22 protein-coding genes, 1 pseudogene and 1 riboswitch are annotated in these 20,353 nt (G+C 45.1%); of the genes and pseudogenes, 7 read left to right on the top strand and 16 right to left on the bottom strand.

What is annotated here, in order from left to right:
* Nucleotides 1–46 precede the first annotated feature (46 nt).
* The 4 genes from AS030_RS01640 to AS030_RS01625 form a co-directional block, all read right to left on the bottom strand.
* Nucleotides 47–424 carry a hypothetical protein gene (locus AS030_RS01640; protein ID WP_061967653.1) on the bottom strand — a complete coding sequence of 126 codons (378 nt, stop codon included), beginning with the start codon at nt 422–424 and terminating at the stop codon, nt 47–49.
* A 277-nt stretch (nt 425–701) separates the two neighbouring features.
* Complete coding sequence (thiC, locus tag AS030_RS01635) at nt 702–2,459, bottom strand: phosphomethylpyrimidine synthase ThiC (protein WP_061967651.1); 1,758 nt, start codon at nt 2,457–2,459, stop codon at nt 702–704.
* A 137-nt stretch (nt 2,460–2,596) separates the two neighbouring features.
* Nucleotides 2,597–2,707: riboswitch (TPP riboswitch) on the bottom strand.
* Between the two features lie 441 nt (nt 2,708–3,148).
* A complete protein-coding gene (locus AS030_RS01630; protein ID WP_061967649.1) occupies nt 3,149–3,604 on the bottom strand; it encodes a DinB family protein in 456 nt (151 codons plus the stop codon).
* 125 nt (nt 3,605–3,729) lie between these two features.
* Nucleotides 3,730–4,362 (bottom strand): SDR family oxidoreductase, encoded by a 633-nt coding sequence (locus AS030_RS01625; protein WP_061967647.1) that lies wholly within the window; start codon nt 4,360–4,362, stop codon nt 3,730–3,732.
* Nucleotides 4,363–4,591: 229 nt separating this feature from the next.
* On the opposite strand from AS030_RS01625, the gene AS030_RS01620 reads away from it, so the two are divergent.
* Nucleotides 4,592–4,813, top strand: a complete 222-nt coding sequence (locus AS030_RS01620; RefSeq protein ID WP_061967645.1) for a hypothetical protein — start codon at nt 4,592–4,594, stop codon at nt 4,811–4,813.
* Nucleotides 4,814–4,891: 78 nt separating this feature from the next.
* Here the strand turns inward: AS030_RS01620 and helD are convergent, their stop codons facing one another.
* Nucleotides 4,892–7,228 carry an RNA polymerase recycling motor HelD gene (helD, locus tag AS030_RS01615; RefSeq protein WP_061967642.1) on the bottom strand — a complete coding sequence of 779 codons (2,337 nt, stop codon included), beginning with the start codon at nt 7,226–7,228 and terminating at the stop codon, nt 4,892–4,894.
* A gap of 331 nt (nt 7,229–7,559) precedes the next feature.
* On the opposite strand from helD, the gene AS030_RS01610 reads away from it, so the two are divergent.
* Nucleotides 7,560–8,918 carry an alkaline phosphatase gene (locus AS030_RS01610; protein ID WP_061967640.1) on the top strand — a complete coding sequence of 453 codons (1,359 nt, stop codon included), beginning with the start codon at nt 7,560–7,562 and terminating at the stop codon, nt 8,916–8,918.
* A 45-nt stretch (nt 8,919–8,963) separates the two neighbouring features.
* Here the strand turns inward: AS030_RS01610 and AS030_RS01605 are convergent, their stop codons facing one another.
* Together AS030_RS01605 and AS030_RS01600 are read right to left on the bottom strand one after the other, a co-directional pair.
* Entirely contained in the window at nt 8,964–9,497 is a 534-nt protein-coding gene (locus tag AS030_RS01605; protein WP_061967638.1) for a GNAT family N-acetyltransferase, read from the bottom strand.
* Between the two features lie 59 nt (nt 9,498–9,556).
* Nucleotides 9,557–9,811: pseudogene (locus tag AS030_RS01600) on the bottom strand (DUF3949 domain-containing protein); the annotation flags it as partial.
* Between the two features lie 148 nt (nt 9,812–9,959).
* Here AS030_RS01600 and AS030_RS01595 point away from each other — a divergent pair.
* The 3 genes from AS030_RS01595 to AS030_RS23360 all read left to right on the top strand — a co-directional run bounded on the left by AS030_RS01595 (nt 9,960) and on the right by AS030_RS23360 (nt 11,321).
* Entirely contained in the window at nt 9,960–10,148 is a 189-nt protein-coding gene (locus AS030_RS01595; RefSeq protein ID WP_061967637.1) for a hypothetical protein, read from the top strand.
* A gap of 5 nt (nt 10,149–10,153) precedes the next feature.
* The gene (locus AS030_RS01590) at nt 10,154–10,975 is read left to right on the top strand and encodes a serine/threonine protein kinase (RefSeq protein WP_061967634.1); all 822 of its coding nucleotides are present in this window, start codon (nt 10,154–10,156) and stop codon (nt 10,973–10,975) included.
* 94 nt (nt 10,976–11,069) lie between these two features.
* Nucleotides 11,070–11,321, top strand: coding sequence for a hypothetical protein (locus tag AS030_RS23360; protein WP_141687005.1), 252 nt, complete (start codon nt 11,070–11,072; stop codon nt 11,319–11,321).
* On the opposite strand, the gene AS030_RS01585 is transcribed toward AS030_RS23360, so the two are convergent.
* Entirely contained in the window at nt 11,308–11,991 is a 684-nt protein-coding gene (locus AS030_RS01585) for a Dph6-related ATP pyrophosphatase (protein WP_061967632.1), read from the bottom strand. The genes AS030_RS23360 and AS030_RS01585 overlap by 14 nt on opposite strands.
* 92 nt (nt 11,992–12,083) lie before the next feature.
* On the opposite strand from AS030_RS01585, the gene AS030_RS23355 reads away from it, so the two are divergent.
* Both AS030_RS23355 and AS030_RS01580 read left to right on the top strand, forming a co-directional pair.
* Nucleotides 12,084–12,230, top strand: a complete 147-nt coding sequence (locus AS030_RS23355) for a hypothetical protein (protein ID WP_156412544.1) — start codon at nt 12,084–12,086, stop codon at nt 12,228–12,230.
* A complete protein-coding gene (locus tag AS030_RS01580) occupies nt 12,220–13,050 on the top strand; it encodes a PP2C family serine/threonine-protein phosphatase (protein WP_240482258.1) in 831 nt (276 codons plus the stop codon). The genes AS030_RS23355 and AS030_RS01580 overlap by 11 nt, the downstream gene beginning before the upstream one ends.
* A gap of 46 nt (nt 13,051–13,096) precedes the next feature.
* On the opposite strand, the gene AS030_RS01575 is transcribed toward AS030_RS01580, so the two are convergent.
* The 8 genes from AS030_RS01575 to AS030_RS01545 form a co-directional block, all read right to left on the bottom strand.
* Entirely contained in the window at nt 13,097–13,810 is a 714-nt protein-coding gene (locus AS030_RS01575; protein WP_061967627.1) for a hypothetical protein, read from the bottom strand.
* Between the two features lie 20 nt (nt 13,811–13,830).
* Nucleotides 13,831–14,553, bottom strand: coding sequence for a bactofilin family protein (locus AS030_RS01570; protein WP_240482187.1), 723 nt, complete (start codon nt 14,551–14,553; stop codon nt 13,831–13,833).
* 13 nt (nt 14,554–14,566) lie between these two features.
* Nucleotides 14,567–15,190, bottom strand: a complete 624-nt coding sequence (locus AS030_RS01565) for a YhbD family protein (RefSeq protein WP_061967625.1) — start codon at nt 15,188–15,190, stop codon at nt 14,567–14,569.
* Between the two features lie 155 nt (nt 15,191–15,345).
* A complete protein-coding gene (locus AS030_RS23350) occupies nt 15,346–15,516 on the bottom strand; it encodes a hypothetical protein (RefSeq protein WP_156412543.1) in 171 nt (56 codons plus the stop codon).
* An 18-nt stretch (nt 15,517–15,534) separates the two neighbouring features.
* Nucleotides 15,535–16,377 carry an STAS domain-containing protein gene (locus tag AS030_RS01560; protein WP_061967623.1) on the bottom strand — a complete coding sequence of 281 codons (843 nt, stop codon included), beginning with the start codon at nt 16,375–16,377 and terminating at the stop codon, nt 15,535–15,537.
* A 162-nt stretch (nt 16,378–16,539) separates the two neighbouring features.
* Nucleotides 16,540–17,745, bottom strand: a complete 1,206-nt coding sequence (locus tag AS030_RS01555; RefSeq protein WP_061967621.1) for a M20 family metallopeptidase — start codon at nt 17,743–17,745, stop codon at nt 16,540–16,542.
* Complete coding sequence (locus AS030_RS01550) at nt 17,721–18,371, bottom strand: pyroglutamyl-peptidase I (protein ID WP_061967619.1); 651 nt, start codon at nt 18,369–18,371, stop codon at nt 17,721–17,723. Before AS030_RS01550 ends, AS030_RS01555 begins: the two co-directional genes overlap by 25 nt.
* The gene (locus AS030_RS01545) at nt 18,343–20,346 is read right to left on the bottom strand and encodes a S9 family peptidase (RefSeq protein ID WP_061967617.1); all 2,004 of its coding nucleotides are present in this window, start codon (nt 20,344–20,346) and stop codon (nt 18,343–18,345) included. The genes AS030_RS01550 and AS030_RS01545 overlap by 29 nt, the downstream gene beginning before the upstream one ends.
* Nucleotides 20,347–20,353 lie beyond the last annotated feature (7 nt).

The following is a 20,353-nucleotide window of genomic DNA, read 5'->3' as shown; positions in this document are numbered from 1 at the left end:
TATGTCCTGAATAAGAAGAACCGTCTGCCTTTTGGCAGACGGTTCTTCAGTGACTATGATAGTTTTTAATGTCATCCGGCACAGCCATTATTGTTTTGTTCTTTTTGTCATAGGAACGATAATGGGAAATGACTTTATTCTTGTTGATCACCAGGCATTCCAGTACTTTGGGCAACGAATTCTCTTTTGCCTCCAAAATCAAATCCGTCTCTCCCATTTTCAAAGTATAGGTGGCAAAGGTGAGCCCTAGCAATTCCCGCCTTTTTTTTACGGTTTCCGGATGGAGCATGATAAATGTAGCCAAGTCATTCACACTCATTGAGGATTCCTGCTTCACCTTGTAGAAAATTTCCCTGAATCCCTCGGAAGCTTGTCCCAGTCTTTGTTCTGTCCAGCTTATTGCTTGCTGCAGCCAATTATTCATACCGATTCCTCCGTTTTCACCTGCATTCTTGATCTAGTGCTTTGTATAAACACACTATATCTAGTTTAGTGCCCTTTACCAGAAATATGCATCCACCTGCTAGTTCAGGAATGCTTTTCAGGAAATCGGTAAAAAATTCTTTCAGTAAAGCTGCACTTTACACAGGTCCGTTTGTCCGATTCAGAGGTTTCAAAGAAAACGTGAGAACAATGGGACTGTATTTCCTTCAGCTGTTTTTCTAAAAGCCTCACCTGTTCGGCAAGCTCCTCACAGTTTTTCATAAATACAGATTGGAGCCCTGTTCCTGAAACTCTTTTGCTTTTTTCTTCATTTCCTTCTCGGCTTCTTGTTTTAGTTCAGGCATGTTCCGCAGATCGTGAGAAATTCGCATAGAGCAGAACTTCGGTCCGCACATTGAACAGAAATGAGCGGTTTTCGCTCCTTGTGCAGGCAGGGTTTCATCATGGTATTCTCTTGCCCGGTCCGGGTCAAGTGACAGATTGAACTGATCCTCCCATCTGAATTCAAAACGGGCTTTGGACAGTGCGTTGTCCCGTTCCATGGCTCCCGGGTGGCCCTTGGCCAAATCGGCTGCATGGGCTGCAATCTTATAGGTGATTACCCCCTCGCGTACATCATCTTTATTGGGTAATCCCAAATGTTCCTTTGGTGTCACATAGCAAAGCATCGCAGTTCCGAACCAGCCGATCATTGCGGCTCCAATGCCCGAAGTGATGTGATCATAGCCCGGGGCAATATCCGTTGTTAGCGGCCCGAGTGTATAGAAAGGCGCTTCATGGCAGATCTCCATTTGTTTATCCACGTTTTCCTTGATCTGATGCATCGGCACATGTCCTGGTCCCTCAATCATGACCTGGACGTCATGCTTCCAGGCGACTTTCGTCAGCTCACCCAGCGTTTCAAGCTCGGCAAACTGTGCTTCATCGTTCGCATCGGCAATCGATCCTGGACGCAAACCGTCACCAAGGGAGATGGAGATGTCATAGCGTTTGCAGATCTCACAAATTTCCTCAAAATGACTGTACAAGAAGTTTTCCTCATGGTGAGCCAGGCACCACTGGGCCAGGATGGAGCCGCCACGCGAAACGATGCCCGTCACCCGGTTGATGGTTAATGGAACATATCGGAGCAAAACCCCTGCATGAATAGTAAAGTAGTCCACCCCTTGTTCCGCCTGTTCAATTAACGTATCTTTGTACACCTCCCAGGATAAATCTTCAGCTATGCCATTCACTTTCTCAAGCGCTTGATAAATCGGGACTGTGCCAACAGGTACCGGTGAATTTCTTATAATCCATTCTCTGGTCGTATGGATGTCCTTTCCAGTGGACAAATCCATAATGGTATCCGCTCCCCAGTAAGTCGCCCAGGTCATTTTCTCAACTTCTTCTTCGATGGAGGAAGTTACTGCTGAATTGCCTATATTTGCGTTGATCTTCACGTGGAAATTCCGGCCGATAATCATGGGCTCTAACTCAGGATGGTTGATGTTTGCCGGAATAATCGCTCTTCCGAAAGCCACCTCATTGCGGACAAATTCTGACTCCAATCCTTCCCTGATGGCGATGAATTCCATTTCCGGCGTGATGATGCCTTTTTTTGCGTAATGCATCTGGGTTACATTTTTATTTTTTCGTGCACGCAGTGGTTGTTTTACAGCAACAGGGAAAGCATAGGCATTCCGTTCATTCTTTTCGTTATATCCATTGTCTTCGGGCTTCACATTACGTCCTTCATAATTTTCTGTATCATTTCTTTCCTGAATCCATGGTTTCCTTAAAACAGGAAGTCCTTTTTCAACATCCGATGTATAAAGCGGATCGGTATAGGGTCCGCTTGTGTCATAAAGAAGCACCGGCGGATTCTCCTCTTTCCCTCCAGAAACGCGGGTGGTACTCAGATTGACCTTTCTCATGGGCACCTTGATATCGGCACGAGTTCCCTCCTGATAGATCTTCTCACTGTTAGGGAATTGCGATTTCAATGAAACCTTTTTTTCGTTCTGTACTGTCATGCCACTTCCTCCTCTTGTTAAAAGTCGGAGCTACACGCAGCGGGGAATGGCGAAGCAACGGGTAAAATAAAAAAGCCGGGTTCTAATGAATAGAACCCGACAGGATAGACAAAGAAACATACATACAAATACACCGTTATCTTCGACTCCTACTTTCCTACGCTGGTATAACCCAGATCAGGTTCAAAGGGTCAAAGGGATCGTTCTCCCCTCTCTCAGCCCGGCTACGGGCTCCCCTAGCAGAAAATATATTTTATTTTCCATGTTATCATAGCTTCTATTCAACTTTCACGCAATCCGCCTTTTGTCACAGGCTGATGTACACCTTTTTCTCTTAAATCATAAAAATGTCGCAGAACATGGTTTAATTTGACGAAAAAAGAGGAAGGGACAGAGTAGAAGAACTATACATTACAAATAAAGGCAGGGAGAATGCATGCTAAAACATACAGAGGTTGTTTTGTTTATGAAAGAAATCGCTACGCTCACTGGCGAATATATACGTTGCAGAGATCATCTATTAAAAGAAAAAATTAAAGATGATATCGATTTTTTACATTCAGTCATTCACTCCTGACTTAACGTTTTGTGGTGGATGACTTTACATAAAACTTAAAACCTCTGTAACTTTCTGCCTTTTGCGTGTATATAAATAACCCGGAGAACATGAACAGGTTCTCCGGGTTATTTTAGTTCTGTGTGCGTTCGAGCAATAGTTTCATGGAATGCAGCTGGCCCAAATGGTTGGACTCATGGAAAAGAGACATAGCGGCCAATTCCCGGAACGTTTCCAACCCAAGGAACGGCTTTTCCAGCTTTTGCTCAAGGGCTTCTTCCGGAATTTCCTTGATGCGGAGAAGCTGTTTCTCAAGCTCGGGAGTCAATTCCTCGAGGGACGGAACATCTCCTTGCCAGTCAGACGGCTTTGAGCCTTTGCCAAACCATTCGACATATTTCCCGGGCAAAGCAAAAGCTTTACCAAATAAAAACTGTTCGGTAACGGTTAACACGTGCCCGATGTGCCAGTGTATCGTGTTGTTATACCCTTGTGGCTGAATATCAACCAGTTCAGGTGAAATCTTGCTGATGCTTCTTACGAAAAATCCTCTTGTCATTTCGAATTGTCTGTAAAGTTCTTGGTTCATTTCTTTTATTCTCCTTTCAAAAACCTTCTTTCCCTACACTAACAGAAAACACCTTCAAAATGCAGTGCAGAAGGTCTCAAATGAAAAAAGCATGCCCTGCAGAGCATGCCTTTTCCATTCTTTATTTATAGGGATTTAAGGGCATCGGCTACTGGCTGGTCTCCTTCAAGGATTTCAAAAATCTTATGATTGGCATTCTCCAGGTCCAGCGACTGAACCATGACTTTCGCCACATCTGCCCGGGAGATGCTTCCCTGGCCCAGCTGCTCACCAATTTTTATTTTCCCATTTCCTTCGTCATTGGTCAGGGCGCCAGGCCTCACGATGGTATAGTGAAGCCTGCTGGATTCCAGCCGGTCGTCTGCTTCACCCTTCATCCTCAAATAATGCTGGAGTTCTTCCGGGCCTTTTTCAGGACTTCCGGCACCCATACTGCTTAGCATGATAAACCGCTTCACCTGCTGCTTTTCCGCTTCTTCCATCAGCTTGATGGCCCCGTCCCGGTCAACCGCCATAGTTTTATCTGGACCTGTTTTGGAACCTGAGCCTGCCGCAAATATGATCGCATCACACCCTCTGATCGCATCTGAAAGATCCCCTTCCAGATCGGCCAGCCTGGTTTCTGCTCCCAGCTTTTCGAGTTCTGAGGCCTGTTCTTTTTTTCGTATGATCGCCTTTGCTTCATGTCCTGCTCTGGCCAACTCCTGCAGAATCAGCCTGCCGGTTGTTCCATTTGCTCCTGCAACTGCTACTATCATTTTTCAAAACTCCCTTCTACTCTAGCTATTACCTTTTCATACCCTCTTAAACCTTTTCCTAGTCTGCTTTTGTCTTCTCATCTCTGCGTTATGCTCAGTTGCATAATAACTGAATTTTCGCCATAAAAAGATAAATTGTTACAATTAAATTTCTTTTTGCCTGTACAAGAGTAAAATGCTAAAATTGTGGTATTACCCTTATATAAACCAATACGGAGGTGGTCCCGTCATGGTTTCGTTAGTCAATCACGTTTGCCGGCAGCGTTCCTGGTCAGTTGGACAAAAAGAGATACAAGGAAAAGAATACGAATCGGTGGTAGGCGCCTTACAGAATTGTCACGAAAATGAAGCAGTTGTTTGCAGAGTTAATGATGATTCCGTTTGCGTAACCAGCAAAGAGGATATTCAGGAGTTAGAGGAAATTGGCTATAAAGTCCTAGCCGCCAATTAACACACCCATTCGGGTGTGTTTTTTTTTTGCAAAATAACAGAAGCTTGCCATTTCGGCAAGCTTCGACAAACTGATCATTTAGTTTTCAGCATGAAAGGTATCCTCAGGAATTCGTTCAAAAAACGGCGATAGGTCTCCTTTGGCGAAAAGATGTAATTCATGCATAGCACGGGTGCAAACGGTATAAAACAATTTTCGTTCGCTTTCTTTTCCATACACTTCGTTTGACGCGTCATAAACAAGAACAGCATCAAACTCAATCCCTTTGGCGAGATAGGACGGGATGATCAGCGTTCCTTGCTTAAACGCGGACGATTCTTTCAGCATCAATTCTACCTCTACCTGTTCCTTCAATGCTTCATAGGCCTCTTTGCACTCCTGTTCGGTTTTGCAAATGACGGCAATCGTTTTAACCTTCTCGTTTTGAAGATGCGCAATCGTATCTGCAACTGAGCGGGAATGGTCTTTAGAAGCGGAAAATTGCTTCAGTACCGGCTTTTCTCCATCCCTGTTGAATGGAACCACCTTATCCGGTTCATCCAGCAGTTCTCTTGTAAACTCTACAATCTGCCTTGTTGACCGGTAGCTTCTGGTCAGAATAATCTGCTCTGTATTCTCCCTGCCAAAACGGTCGTACAGCATTTGAAAAGCGGCTCCTGTGGAATGCGCATAGATGGATTGGTTTAAATCCCCCAGTACTGTCATTTTGCTCCGCGGAAACAGCCGTTGTATGAAGGCAAACTGAAACGGTGAATAATCCTGGGCTTCATCAATGAATACATGTCTTACAGCAGTATTAGTCTGAAAGCCTTCCATCCGTTCTTTTAAATATAAAAATGGAGTAGCATCTTCATAATACAATTCTCCCTGGGCAAGAGTTTTTGCAGTAAGCAGGCATATTTGTTTCCATCTGGACGGGACTTCTGCAGGTGAAACCAATCCATCCTCTTTGAACAACGCCATATAGAGTGCTTTTAAATTAATGAAAGTTAAAGCTTTAATCCTTTTCTTCAGCGGCTTAAATGCTCTTGATACGACATAAGCCGATAACAGCTTTTGCTCTCTTTCAAAATCGTTGAATGTATTTTCTGAGTACTGCTTTTTCTTTTGCAGTTTTTGATACAGCTTTACGTATACATCCTTTTCGAGCAGCTGTATTTTTTCCTCTACCCACGGTTCATTTCTTTCGGCTTTTTCGAATTTGCGCAACTCACGGACTAGCCATTCGGATACAAGTTTCATCCGGTTCGGAATCGAGACCGATGGAGCGTAGGAATAAAACTTTTCTTTAATCTCCTCAGCCGGGATGAGTACTTTCCCCCTGAATTTGATCGGTTTGAAGATTATTCCCTCTTTACGAAGACGAGAAATGAGCTTTTCAATCATATCCATAAAGTCCAGAGACGCTTTGTATTGGATACTGGCCAGCCTTGTCTGATCCTGTGGACCCTCTCCAGCTGTCAGCACCGCTTCCATTTGTTCGAGCGGATCCTCAAGGTGAAAGGAGCTTCCCAAATGATGGTGAATATACTGCTGAAACGTCGTTTGCATCATATTTTCCTCACCGAGCTCAGGAAGGACATTGGATACATAACTGTTAAATACGTTGTTTGGAGAAAAAAGAACGATTTGGTTGGCTGTCAGCGTTTCTCTGTAACGGTATAGCAGGTAGGCCACACGCTGAAGGGCGGCGGAGGTTTTTCCGCATCCCGCAGCACCCTGGACGATCAACAGGGACCCCTTCGTGTTTCGAATAATCTGGTTCTGCTCTTTCTGAATGGTCGCCACAATACTTTTCATCTGCGGGTTCGCCTGACGGCTCAATACTTCCTGAAGCAATTCATCACCAATGGTTACACCCGTATCAAACATGCTTTTGATGATAGCGTTTCGAATGATATATTGGCGCTTAAGCTCCATCTCACCTGAAATAACACCGCCAGGAGCTTCGTATTCCGCCTTGCCCAGAGAATAGTCATAATACAGGCTTGAAATGGGCGCCCGCCAGTCATATACCAAAAATTGATCCTTTTCTTCATCATAAAAAGAGGCAATGCCCAGGTAAATCGGCTGAGAATCGGAATCACTCTTCTCTTTAAAGTCGATTCTTCCAAAGTAGGGAGAATCACTCAAGCGCACCAGGCTTTTCATTTGATCTTCTGCATTTTTGTGGCTGCGTTCAAGTTCTGAAAGCAATTCCGCCTGCTGTTTAATGCTCGCCGCAGTCTCGATCGCTTCATCGGCATCTTCTAAATTGACGGTCACGTCTTCCCAGAAGTTTTTCCGGATGTCAACCACGTCTACTTTTTTACCGCCGAGATGTGCCTCCAGCCTCCGGATCTTATGAGCAGCCTTCTCAACAACGGAATTCACACGCTCTTGCTCTGTCTGCCATTCTTTTTCCCACTGGTTCATGGCCCCTCTCCTTTATCTAAAAATTTTTTCGTATATCACTTGACAACAGATCAGCTTACATAGTATAATAAATTTGGATAGTTATAATATTATTTAAACTCGTAAGCCACAACCTTTATTTTAGCACAGCTATCATAAACAAAGCAACCTTTTATTTACATATAAACCCCAGAGCCGAAGCCTGTTCGGCTCTTTTTTTATGTCCTCTTTTCACTCCATTTGTCTCTCTAGTACATTCTATGCAATACCTATGGTCCATTGAGGGAACTCTTAAGGATGGCATATACTTAAATTGACAGATAAATATAAAATTTTACAGGAGGGAACGACATTGAAAAAGGACCGCTTTAAAAAATGGCTTCCTATTGCCCTTAGTACCGCCGTCGGGCTCGGAGCCGTTTCCATGTCGATGCATGGCGATGCAAAGAACCTCACCAAGAAAGAACCTAAAATAAAGAATGTTATTTTCATGATCGGGGACGGGATGGGCCCTTCGGCCACCACAGCATTACGGTATTGGAAAGATGATCCAGATACAATGGAAATGGAAAAAACCGCTTTTGACCGTTATTTCGTTGGAAAACAAATGACCTATGCTGATGATCCCGATGAGAATATCACTGACTCTGCTTCCGCCGCCACAGCAATGTCCACCGGAGAAAAAACATACAATGCCGCCATTGCCGTGGACAAAAATCAAAAGGAATTAAAAACAGTGCTTGAGGCTGCCAAAGCCCGAGGAAAATCTACCGGGCTTGTTGCCACTTCTGAGCTCGCTCACGCCACCCCTGCTTCTTTCGGCGCACACGATCCCAACCGTAAGAACATGAATGAGATTGCCAACGATTATTTCGATGAAAAAATCAGCCATAAGCATAAGGTCGATGTCCTTCTCGGAGGTGGCTCATCCAATTTTATTCGCAATGACAGAAACCTGGTGAATGAATTTAAGAATGCAGGATACAGCTATGTGACCACAAAGGATCAATTGCTCCGCAACAAAAACGAGCAAGTACTGGGACTGTTTGCAAAAGGCGGAATGCCGAAAATGATTGACCGTAATCATGACTTGCCCTCACTCAAGAACATGACGACCTCCGCCATTAAACAGCTTGATAAAGACAAAGATGGTTTCTTCCTCATGGTGGAAGGAAGCCAGATTGACTGGGGAGAACACGACAATGATATCGTCAGCACCATGAGCGAGATGCAGGACTTTGAAAAGGCGTTCCAGGCTGCGGTTCAGTTCGCAAAAAAAGACAAGCATACTCTTGTCGTGGCTACAGCAGACCATGCGACAGGCGGAATATCGGTCGGGGCCAACGGAAAATATAACTGGTTCACTGAGCCGATCAAAGCGTTCAAGCGTACTCCCGATTTTCTCTCAGAAACCATTGCTTCCGGAGCAGATGTTGAAGCAACACTCGGAAAGTATGTCGACCTCAGCCTGACACCGGAAGAAATCAACAGTGTAAAGGAAGCGGCTAAATCAAAAGATGTAACAAAAATCGACGCCACCATCGAGAAAATTGCCGACCTTCGTTCCAATACCGGATGGACAACGACCGGCCATACCGGCGAGGATGTGAACGTATATGCATACGGACCAGGCAAAGAAAAGTTTGCGGGATTAATCAACAACACAGACCAGGCGAAAAAGGTCTTCAAGATTGTTCACACCGGGAAATAACCAGAAAAAAAGCAACCAACGGGAGTTCCCGAAGGTTGCTTTTTCTTATTTTTTCGGTTTGTCATAGATGTTAAATCCGGTATCACTTGTACCTCTATATGTAAAACCTGCTTCACGGTAAAACGTATTCAAGCTCTCATTTGTGGCAATACAGTCTAAACGAATCACGTTTTTCCCTTCAAAAACAATTCCTTCTGTCACCCAGTTAAGAATTTCTTTCCCTAGGTTCTTCCCCGCAACACTCCGGTCAATGGCGAGGCGATGCAGATAAATGGCTTCAGGCTGTTCATTACCCCATAGTTGGATATCCCATTCTCTGGCACTTAGCGGAAGCATCACCACTCCGGCAATCCTGCCGGCTTTTTTAAAAACAAATACATCTCCGTCTGCAATGGATTGGGCCATTCCGTGGACATCTTTGCCTTCAAGCAGCTCACTCCATTGAGATGATCCTTTGCTTTGAAGCCATTGAGCGGTCCGAACAAGGAGCCCCATAATTTCATCGGTCTCTGCTGCAACAGCCTGAGATGCAACTACATCCTTACTTACTTCTCGTTTAACAATGGTAAAAGTACCCAAGCTGATCCTCCTCTGTTCTTCTCTCTTATTAAAACTATCAAGGATCTGCTCCAAAGACAACTACTGCGACTTTCCGTTTTTACTTTATATATCAAGCGTGCGACAAGAGCCGATGGAAGATTGAAAAGGTTGCCTTGTACGTGATAATGAAGCTGTTGTTCCTGAACCGGCATCGCGTAATACATCTCTTGCTGATTCAGTACGGTGCTTTTGCTTCTTTCCTTCAAGCCGGTAATATAAGCATACTGTACAGGAATCATGACTAAGAAATATAAAAGGGCGATGCCTCCGAAAAAGCAGTAAACCGTTATCATATCTCTTCCTCCTTTACCATATTATAACATTCATGACTGAAACCCGCTTTCTTTTTCCTTCCCTTCTATGGATTGCCTGTTTTCGATTTTGGTCAAAATGAAACTAAATGCACAAGAACACGTATAGTTAAAAAAGGAGTTGATCGATATGATTAAAAAATTATTGAAATCCATACTTGGAAGCAGCCACAGACGATACAGCAGCAGTGATCACCGCAGACATTCCTACCGAAAATACAGCAGCAGCAGCGGCTACAAAAAGCATCATTACGGAAAAAGCCACGGCCACTCCTACTACAAAGGGAAGCGTCGAAAAAGCGGATTCTTCAGCAGCTAAAGAACATGAATTTTCATTGGGCAAAAACAATTTACCGGTTCATCATAGACCGGCCGCTCCGTAAAGGATCTCTCCTATTTGAGCGGTATACCATTAAAGAGATACTCGGTATGGGAAGTTACGGTATTACGTACCGTGCGATCGACTACATGACCGGTAACCACGTGGCAATAAAGCAACTTCGAAGAACGAAATCCTGGACCGAGGATGGAAAAAAATCCTTTGAGAAGGAAAAGCAAATTCTTCAGCAGCTTTCCTTATCCGAAGTTCCTGCTGTTCATCACCCATCCCTGAATGAACAAGACCGGTTCCTTGTTATGGATTATGTGCCTGGGAAAAATTTTGAGGATTTGATTTTTGCAGAAGGTATGGTTTACTCAGAACAGGATGCGATGGCCATTTTTACTCAAGTAATGAAAATCGTTCAAAAGATCCATGAAAAAGGCATCGTTCACCGAGATCTCCGGATTCCCAATATTATCTCTTCTGGCGGCAGGCTGCATATCATCGATTTCGGTCTTGCCTGCAAACTTTCCGCCGAGGGTCAGGACAAACCAACAGAACAGCATCGGAACCTCATGCGGGAGGTATCGGTAACAAGTGACTTTTATGCACTCGGCCACTTCCTTCTTTTTCTTCTGTACTCAGGTTATGAACCTCAATCGAAAAAGGAAAACAGCTGGGAGGAAGAGCTTTCTTTATCCCAGGAAGTCCACGGAATGCTGAGGCGCCTGCTGCAAATCGATGAAAGCTTCATTTCTGCAGAAGAAATTATTGCGCATATACAGTCGATCAGTGACCGCAGAGAGACAACCAAAATTATGTAAAAAAGAGAACTGGCTTTCAGTTCTCTTTTTTTGTTTCACTCTTTTTTTGGATAATGAATAAATTACGTTAAAGTCTGATTACGGAGGATTTATTATGTATCTTTTTCAACGGCAAATTCATGATCATTCAACCGGACGTGTTGTATCCGTCCCAGCTGTACCAGCTGTGCCTGCCGTACCGGCGGTCCCTTTCACTCCCGCTCCCCATCCACCCGTTCCGTTAGCATTTGGTTCCCCCTACTCTCTTCCTTACTATTCATCTCCCTATCACTTATCCTACTCTGTATCCTATCCCTTTTCTTCTTATCCCTACTACTCTTATCCCGGCTGGTTTATTCCTTATTAACACGCTCTTCTAGCAATGTGAGCTCCATACGTTTTGTTGTTTCCAGTTCCACAATATCGCCTTTTTCTACCGGAACCTGAAACCTGAACAGAGGGCCATCATACACATAGGTGTGGTACTCCCCCGCTTCACCCATCGGACAGATACCTGTTTCCTGAATCCCATTCAAGAACGAAGCATCCACTTCTCTTCCCAGCCATTTTTCATCAAGCCGGCTGTTTGAAATCCGGATCACCTTTGCTTTGTATCCTGAGTCAACAAAAACCTTTAAGGCCGCAGCTGCATCTTCCTTTTCCATCCAAAGTGGATATGATGACATGAGTCCTGCCTGTTCAGCCACGTTTTCTCCCCACTCTCTATGCTCGTCCAGATACAGATCGCCAAACGCCACCCCTTCCAGTTCATATTTATTTTTCAAAGATTTGAAGGTTGATAGGAAATCCAACGTATACGTATCAAACGAACAAGAGATCCATTCAAGCGGGATGCCGGTTGCTTCTCCCTGGGCCTGGATAAGCTCTGTTCTTTCACCATGCCCAAATGTCCGTCCAATCTCTTTTGGAAGGGTTGTGATAAGGCAAGCTACCTCATCTCCTTGTTTAATCAGCTGATCAAGCACCATGCAGGCGTCCTTTCCTCCGCTCCATGAGAGCGCCCATCGTTTACTCATTTCGTTTCCTCCTTTTCGCATGGATAACTATTCCTTTTTATTAATAATTCCTATATACTTTCTAAAATACCAATAAAAGGGGTTGTCCAACTATGTCTGATTCCTGTTTTATTTGCAGCAAGCATAATGGCACAATACATACTACAGGCAAGATGGTCTACGAAGATGAGTATGTTTACATCGGATGCGAAAGGCTGAAAGTTCATATGGAGGCCAATCTTGCGAGCGGTGATGAATGAAATGAGCTGGGTTGGAAGGCAGGAGCCCTTTATCGATCATCCCCATGTTTCTGCTCTCTATCATATCATGGTCGGAAGGTATGGAGGCCATTCTCGTTCAGGAGCAAAGAAAAACGAAGATGGCTGCCTTGTTTGGGCATGCGAAAAAGCAGATTGGGAGTTTGCAGCCATTCTTGACGCCCATCATAGTGCAGAGAGTGCCGAGTTGATCATTAAAGGACTTAAGGGAGTCAAAGCGGATTTATTAAAAGCAATCCATCTGGATGTCCCTGAGAGTTTTAAAGAACTGGAAACCCGTATACTTTCATTTTTTAGAAGTGCTGAGTTTCGTAACGAGTGTCAGAAGGTAAAAGGCGAGACCGCCTGCCTGCTCGTTTTTCGAAAAGAAAACTATGTATGGTGGCTTTCCATCGGGGACTGCGTCCTCTATCTCTTTCACCCGGAACTTGCCGCTTTTGATCAATACCAGTTAAACCAGCGGAACTTTTATGAATGGATCGGAAAGGTGAATACGTTTGAAAAACCGGTACCCTGTTTCAGTTCAGGCACCCGTGAACTGAGAAAAGGCAAAACCATCCTCCTCCTGGCAACTGATGGCATGATCGAATGTCCTAGAGCCGGATATGAGAATGCAGAAAGCGTATATCAAGTGATTAAGCAAGCTGAAAACGCCAACGCCAGTGTGCACCATCTGCTCAAAACTGTCGAAGAAAACCGCGGCCGTGACAGTGCAACATTAATAGCATGGCAGATAGATTGTTCGGTTGAAGGCAGTGAGCCAAGCGATGGACGTATTCCCCCGGAGCTCAGGGAAGAATAAACAACGAAAAACGCGATGCCGTATCGGCCTGCATCGCGTTTTTTATTTAACCAATTTTTCGGTGTTCTTTCACAATCGATCCCGAAAGAGCCTTGAACTCATCGTAATACTCGACCAGCTGGATCTCACAGCCTGCACCGATTCGTACAGATTTCCCCCGCACGATATCAGCTGTGGTATTCTCCAAGAAGACATCATCTCCCTCAATTACCTTGGCTTCCAGAAAGCCTTCATTCTTCACGAACGGCAGGAATGCCCCCTTCTTCTTTTGAACACGGATGGTCTGTCCGCCCATCTCCTGAACTTGACTCGTACTGAACCTCAGCTTTACATCAATAACATCCGCATTCAGCAGGCCGGAAACTTCAAAAAGCCCGCTGGAGATAAATTCCTCCGCCTCCAAATCGCCTTTCACCGTAATACTTCCTTTAAGGTCCACTTTATCGCCGGTAAATTTTTTGGCGACGTCCACAGATCCACGGATTTTCGTGTTTTCAATCGTTGCTGATTGTCCAATTGAGAGCGTTCCATATACCTTCAGATTACTTGCCTGCACATTTCTTTTCACTTCGGTTTCGCCAAAGATCTCTATATCTCCGCCTTTAACATTTCCAGACGCTTCACTTGATCCGTACGTCTTAAAAAGAGTACATTCAAAATCATCCGTGATGGTTCCCTCACCCATAATTTTCACTTTATTATACAAACCGCCCGCTGCACTTCCGGACCCATTCATCATTAAATTATTTGCTTTCGTCATTTCCATCCTCCTTTCAATGGTTAAATTTTTTTAAACTCCCGTACTTTCGCGTCATCGTCGCAAAGAAAGCTTTCCTTGTATTCCACCAGATCGATTTCACAATCAGGTCCTATGTTCACATTTTTCCCACGGACAACTTCCGCCTTTGTGCTTTCAAGTTGAAGTTCATCGCCTTCAATGACACTTACCGTCAGCTTAGTTTGAAAAAAGGGTTTAAACAATTGAAAAAAGCCCCGCTTTTTGCCTTTTATCTTAATGGTCTGTCCGCCTATTTCAGCAGCAGTGCTCTCCCCATAAAGCCTGACGTCAATATGATCGGCACTCAGCAGCCCGCCGATGGCAAATTGACCGTCCGACCGAAAGTTTTCTGCTTCGCAATCAGTTGCAATTGTTGCCTTCCCTTTGATTTGGATCTCATCCGCCCGAAGGTTGCCTCCGATTTTACTCGAGCCCGAAATATTCATTTTGTTCAACAGGCTCACTCCTTCAGACACCGATCCATGCCCTTCAATGGTAAAATTGTTTCCTTCCACTGCGCCTTTTACTTTACCGCTTCCGCTGATCTTTCCGTTATCCACCTTTAAATCACCATGAACAGCACCTGACCCGTTGCATTCAAACAAAACGCATTCCAGGTTTCCGTTCACTATGCCACGTCCATTCAGCTTAACTTGATTAAAATGACCGCCATTTGACGAACCGTATCCATTGATCGTAAGGTTTCCTTTCATTCCGTTTTCCATAACTTTTCCTCCACTACAGATTTGTTTTCAGTTCTTCTATGCAGCTCATTACAGACAGTCTGACTGTTACTTTCGAACCTTGATCCACTATAATATTTTCTGCACCGTTCACCAGCAGGCATGATGTGACACCCAGCTTTCGGATCAGTAAAAGTTCATGTTTGCTTTGTCCCAGTGTTCCACTGGCCTCTTTCAGAACCTGGAGAAGCATCCTTCCTTCATCCAGACTGATATCCCCGGAAGACAACAGTTTATCCAGAATAAATACTTTCAGAAGCTGATCGAACGGGAACGACTCAGTCATCCCATTTTCAGTAACATACAGTTCAAGAGATTTATTCGTAACAATGTTTCGTTTCAATAATTCATTCTTTGATAATTCCACTCCTGCTGCTGATAAGGGTGAAAGCAGTTCCGCAAGCTCATCAAGCGAGAGCGTCTCTTTCATCGATTGAATTTTATCAATACGTTCAAGCACTTTTTCCTTTGGAAAGAACGTCTCCTGCCCGGTAAACGTGGACTTGCGGATAAACCACTCTTCAGGAATAAGATTCTTCCTTTTCCAGCGGTACAGCTGTCCGTATGAGATTCCAGTCAGATCCAGCAGATCTTTTTTCGATATCAGTTCATTGCTCAAGGTAAATGCTCCTTTCTTTTATGAATAGAATGTAACATAACACTGTTACGTTTGTAAACACATGTTATGGATTTCTCTTCTTCTTGTTCCAAAAGCATGAAAAAAACGGCAGGAGCCTGCTCCTGCCGTTGAAACTCTTAGTCTATTCATTTATTTTAAGGGCTGATCTGCACGTTTGCAAAAGAACCGGAAACTTGCCAGTTCACAAGCCAAGGGCTCGATCTCTGTTCTTCATGCCTGAAAAAGAGTCTCATCATCCACCATCCGGCCGCCCTGGCTAGTTCAATCCTCAGCCCTGCCGGCATCGGCAGCTTTGTTGCTTTCATTAGCTGCCTCCGTCTTTCCTAGAATAGTTCGGGTTTGTAATATTCAGGAAGTGTTTGCTGCAGTGTCCCCTTCATTTCTGCCTTGTCATCAAAGGTTACACCCAGCTGTATCATTTTTCTCACCAGCTCGGGCCGCAACCCGGTAATCACTGCTTTGCATCCCATAAGCGAAGTGCCATCAAGCACCTTTTGGAAGTGATGAATCACTTCCATATCCATATCGGTAATCCCGGAGAGATCAAGTATAAGTGTCTTGATCTTCAGCCTGGCGATGTCGGTTAATACTTTTTCTTCAATCGTATACATACGGTATACGTCAATAATCCCGATAAGAGGAAGAACAGCGACATGAGCGCTGAGCGGAATAATGGGAACCGACAAATGCTCAACCGTTTTACGCTGGGAGTTAATCAATTCGTCTTTATATTCGGAATAACTGATAAAAAAGCTATTGAGAAATTGGTCCAGGCTGTCATTGATTTGCTTTTCCATCTGATAAATGAGCTTTCTGAATTCAGAAATGGAAAGATGGGCATTTTCTTCTTCATCGTAATCCTTTAAATAACCCCAGATCGTCCTGCGGATAGCATGGACCCATTCCAGTTTAAATTGAAGCGTCAACGAATGCTCGGCCCATGCAATTCCTTCTTGCCTGGCAAAAGCGGTCAGCTCCGCTTCCCTGTTTTCCACCACAAACTGAACAAGCTTCTCCGCATTCTTCAGCAAATCAATATTGCCTTTTTGCAAGATTTCACTGATTTTGGAGGCTACTCCGTCTGCCTTGCTTAACAATTTGCTGTGAAAATCTTCCCTGTTTCCGACAATATATGAAGTAATTTCATCTTTATATATTTTTTCCATGGGATATGCTCCTTACTTTGTATTTTACAAGACGTCGCTATTTCCTTTGGTACTAAAAGCATTCCTATAGTTTTATTAAAGACGATGAATGGGTACAAAGCAAGCAAGAAAAAGCTGGAATGCATATTAAACTCCCCTGATGCATTCCAGCTTCCTGCTGTCTTACTTTTTTACGGTTGTTTCTTCCTTAATGGCAGCTTCTTTTAAAAATGTCACCGCAGCTGCTCCAAGGGTGTTGGCTGCCACAAGCATCGCACGCTCATCAATGTTAAACTTTGGATGGTGGTGCGGATACATTTCATCACGGCTTGCATCCTGTGCGCCGGTGTAAAAAAAGGTGCCCTTCACATGCTGAAGATAGTAAGCAAAATCCTCGCCGCCCATATCAGGTTCACATTCCACGACGGCGGTTACTCCCGGCACATCCCCGGCCACTCTCGCTACAAAATCGGTCTCATCCTTATGATTCACAACCGGCGGATAACCCCGCTGATACGATAACGTATACTCTGCATCAGCTGTTAGGCAGGTTCCTTTTCCCACCCGCTCAATTTCCCGTTCCATCAAATCCCGCACATTCTCTTTAAAGGTACGTACGGTTCCGGTGATCTTGGCCGTATCGGCAATTACGTTAAACGCATTAATTGCTTCAAACCGGCCAATGGACAATACAGCGGAATCCAGCGGATTTACCCGGCGGCTGACCAGCTGCTGCAGATTCATTACCAGCTGCGAACCGATCACAACCGCATCCTTTGTGAGGTGAGGTTGCGCCCCGTGTCCTCCTTTGCCCTGGATCACAAAATCAAACTTATCAGCGGCAGCCATAAAAGGACCTGTCCTGTGCTGAATATGGCCATACGGCGTAACCGCCCAAAGGTGGGTGCCAAAAATGACATCCACGCCATCAAGGCAGCCATCTTCAATCATGGCAATGGCCCCTCCGGGAGCGAGCTCCTCGGCATGCTGATGGATGAACACAATGTTGCCTTCAAGCTCGTCCCTCATGCCATTCAGCACCTTTGCGAGGACCAGAAGCGTAGCCGTATGCCCGTCATGGCCGCAGGCGTGCATTATTCCGTCCACTTTGGATTTGTATTCTACGTCATTTTCTTCCTGAATGGGAAGTGCATCGAAATCTGCCCGGAGTGCAACGGTTTTTCCCGGTTTCCCGCCTCTTAAGACAGCGACTACTCCTCTTCCGCCAACCTCCGTGCGAACTTCATGGCCTAATTTTTCATGATAAGCGGCAATGTATTTCGGGGTTTCCACTTCCTCAAACGAAAGCTCCGGATGTTCATGCAGATGTCTTCGTATTTCCACCATTTCCGGATAGCATTCCTTCAGTCTGTCGTATAGCTTTTCCATGTGCGTTCATCTCCCGCTATTTTTTGATCCAAGGATTCAATGAGAATTTCAATGCCTTTTTGCAAGTTTTCCTTCGGCCAACCGGACAACCGGCGATCATTCACCGCCAGCTCGTTTGACGGAGGAACATGTATAAACCCTGCAGGAATACTGTGCTTCACCTTATGTATGTGATGAAGCATACTGTACATGACATTATTACAAAGGTAGGCACCTGCTGTATTCGATAATTCAGCAGGAAATCCTCTTTCATTTAACAGGTTTACAAATTTTCTGACAGGAAGTGTTGAAAAATACGCCGCTGGCCCATCCCCCGCAATCGGAACATCCGTCATCTCTGCGCCCGAATTATCGTTTGGCCCGTCATTGATATTGATCGCAATCCGTTCAGGCGTAATCCGGTTTCGCCCTGCCGCCAGACCGAGCATCATAACAGCATCCGGCTGCAGCGCTTCATAGTGATCGAGCAGCTCAAGAGCCGACCTTCTGTAATCTACGGGCAACACTTTTCCCGCAACTTGATAGGAGCCGATTTGTTTTCGGTTCAGTTGGCGGACAATATATTCCGCCGGATTGAACGGGTGCTCCAAAAAAGGCTCAAATCCTGTCAGCAGCAATGTTTTCATGCAAACTCCCCCCTTGCTCCGCCTGGCCAAGATGATCATCAAACCAGCTTACAATATACTGGAGGCGGTTCACCCTTAATCCCGGGTCTCCGTTTCGTGAAAGATTATGGTCGGACTTTGGAAACCGGACAAATTTAACAGGTTTTCCCTGCTGTTTTAAGGCAATGAATAATTGCTCACCCTGTTCGATCGGACATCGGAAATCTTCTTCACCATGCAAAATGAGAAGTGGGGTTTCCACCTTGCTGCTCAGGCGTAAAGGAGAATGCTGCCACAGCTTCTCAGGGTCTTCCCACAGATGATTTCCAATCTCCCATTTTGTAAAATAGTAGCCAATATCGCTGACACCGTAAAAGCTCAGCCAGTTGGAGATGGAGCGCTGGGTGACAGCAGCCTTAAACCGGGAGGTATGCCCCACGATCCAGTTGGTCATATAACCGCCGTAGCTGCCGCCGGTAACCACAAGCTGATCAGGATCCACAAAATCACAGTGCGTTATCACATGGTCTACGGCTGCCATTAAATCGCGGTAGTCACCGCCTCCATAATCCTCCATGCACGCTTTTACAAACTGCTGGCCGTAGCCATAGCTCCCCCTCGGATTGCTGTACAGCACCACATAGCCGGAAGCTGCCAACAGCTGCAGTTCATGAAAAAAGGTATTGCCGTACATGGCATGAGGGCCGCCGTGAATTTCGAGCACCATCGGATACTTGCTACCCTCTGTGTAGTGAGGCGGCTTCAAAAGCCAGCTTTGCACCCTAAAGCCCTCATCATTAATAAATGTAAATTCCTCAGGCTGTGAAAGGGAAATACTTGAGAGCAGCTCCTCATTCACATCCGTCAGTCTTACTTCTTCGCTCAAATTGGACAGCGAAGCATAAAACAAATCTCCCGGCACAGTCGGAGAGCTTGCCGCGAAAACGGCATAATCATTTTCTACATCCATGCTGTAGCCATACAGATGGCATTTTTGCTGAGTAATCTGTGAGACTTCTCCTTCCATCGAGACATAATGAAGAGAAGCATTGCCTTCACAGCTTGCAATGAAATAAAGCCCTTTTCCGTCCTTTGACCAGAATGGTTTTGGCGAAGGATGTCCAAAGTGCATATCACCAACCATCGCATCTCCGGCATGATCATCGAATTCCCCGGTCAGGCACAAGACCTTCCCGCTCTCCACCTCAGCTGTGTAAACATCTCCTAGTGTTGCACTGCCATATTCAAACGTTTGCCCCAAAAACGCCAGGTGTTCTCCGTCTGTTGACCAGACCGGATCGGTAAAGGAGCCTGTTTCTTGATTAATCCGTGCTTCTTTTCCGTTCATTGTTCGAACAAAAAGATCTGAAGCATACGAAATCGTTTCCCTCTGCCCCCGGCTTTTACAATATGCGATTTTTTGTCCATCGGGCGACCATGCTGCGTCAAAATGTTGATGGGCACCATCAGTCAGCTGTAATTCTTCCTTTGTCTCCAGATTAATGTGCACAAGCTGGCTGTATGCTTCGTTAAGCAAGACTTTTCCATCCGCTTTATATTTCAGGTGTGTGACTTCCAATGGCTTTAGTGCGTTTTCCTCTTCTATTTCCTCTCCCACCGTCACTGTCACCAGGAGGGACTTTCCATCCGGAGACCATACCGGGCTCCCCGCTCCTTGAGTACTGCTGGTCAGCTGAACTGCTTCGCCGCCTTCCGAAGAGATAAGCCAAACTTGGTTCTTGCCGCTCCTGTCCGATACAAAAGCCAGCGTTTTGCCATCCGGAGACCATCGGGGACTGGAATCCTTTTGGCAACCGTTCGTCCACTGAAGAGAAGCACCGGAATTAAACCCGCAAATATAAAGATGAGATTCATAGTCTTTGTCCTGATTGATCCGTTTTGCAACATAAGCAACCCTATCCCCATCTGGTGAAATTTGTGGATCGCTCACAAACCGCAAACGGTATAGATCTTCAGCCTTTACTCCCTGTTTCATGTTTACT

Source organism: Fictibacillus enclensis (assembly GCF_001457035.1).
GTDB classification, from domain to species: Bacteria; Bacillota; Bacilli; order Bacillales; family Fictibacillaceae; genus Fictibacillus_C; species Fictibacillus_C enclensis.
This window is presented reverse-complemented; position numbering and strand designations above follow the sequence as displayed.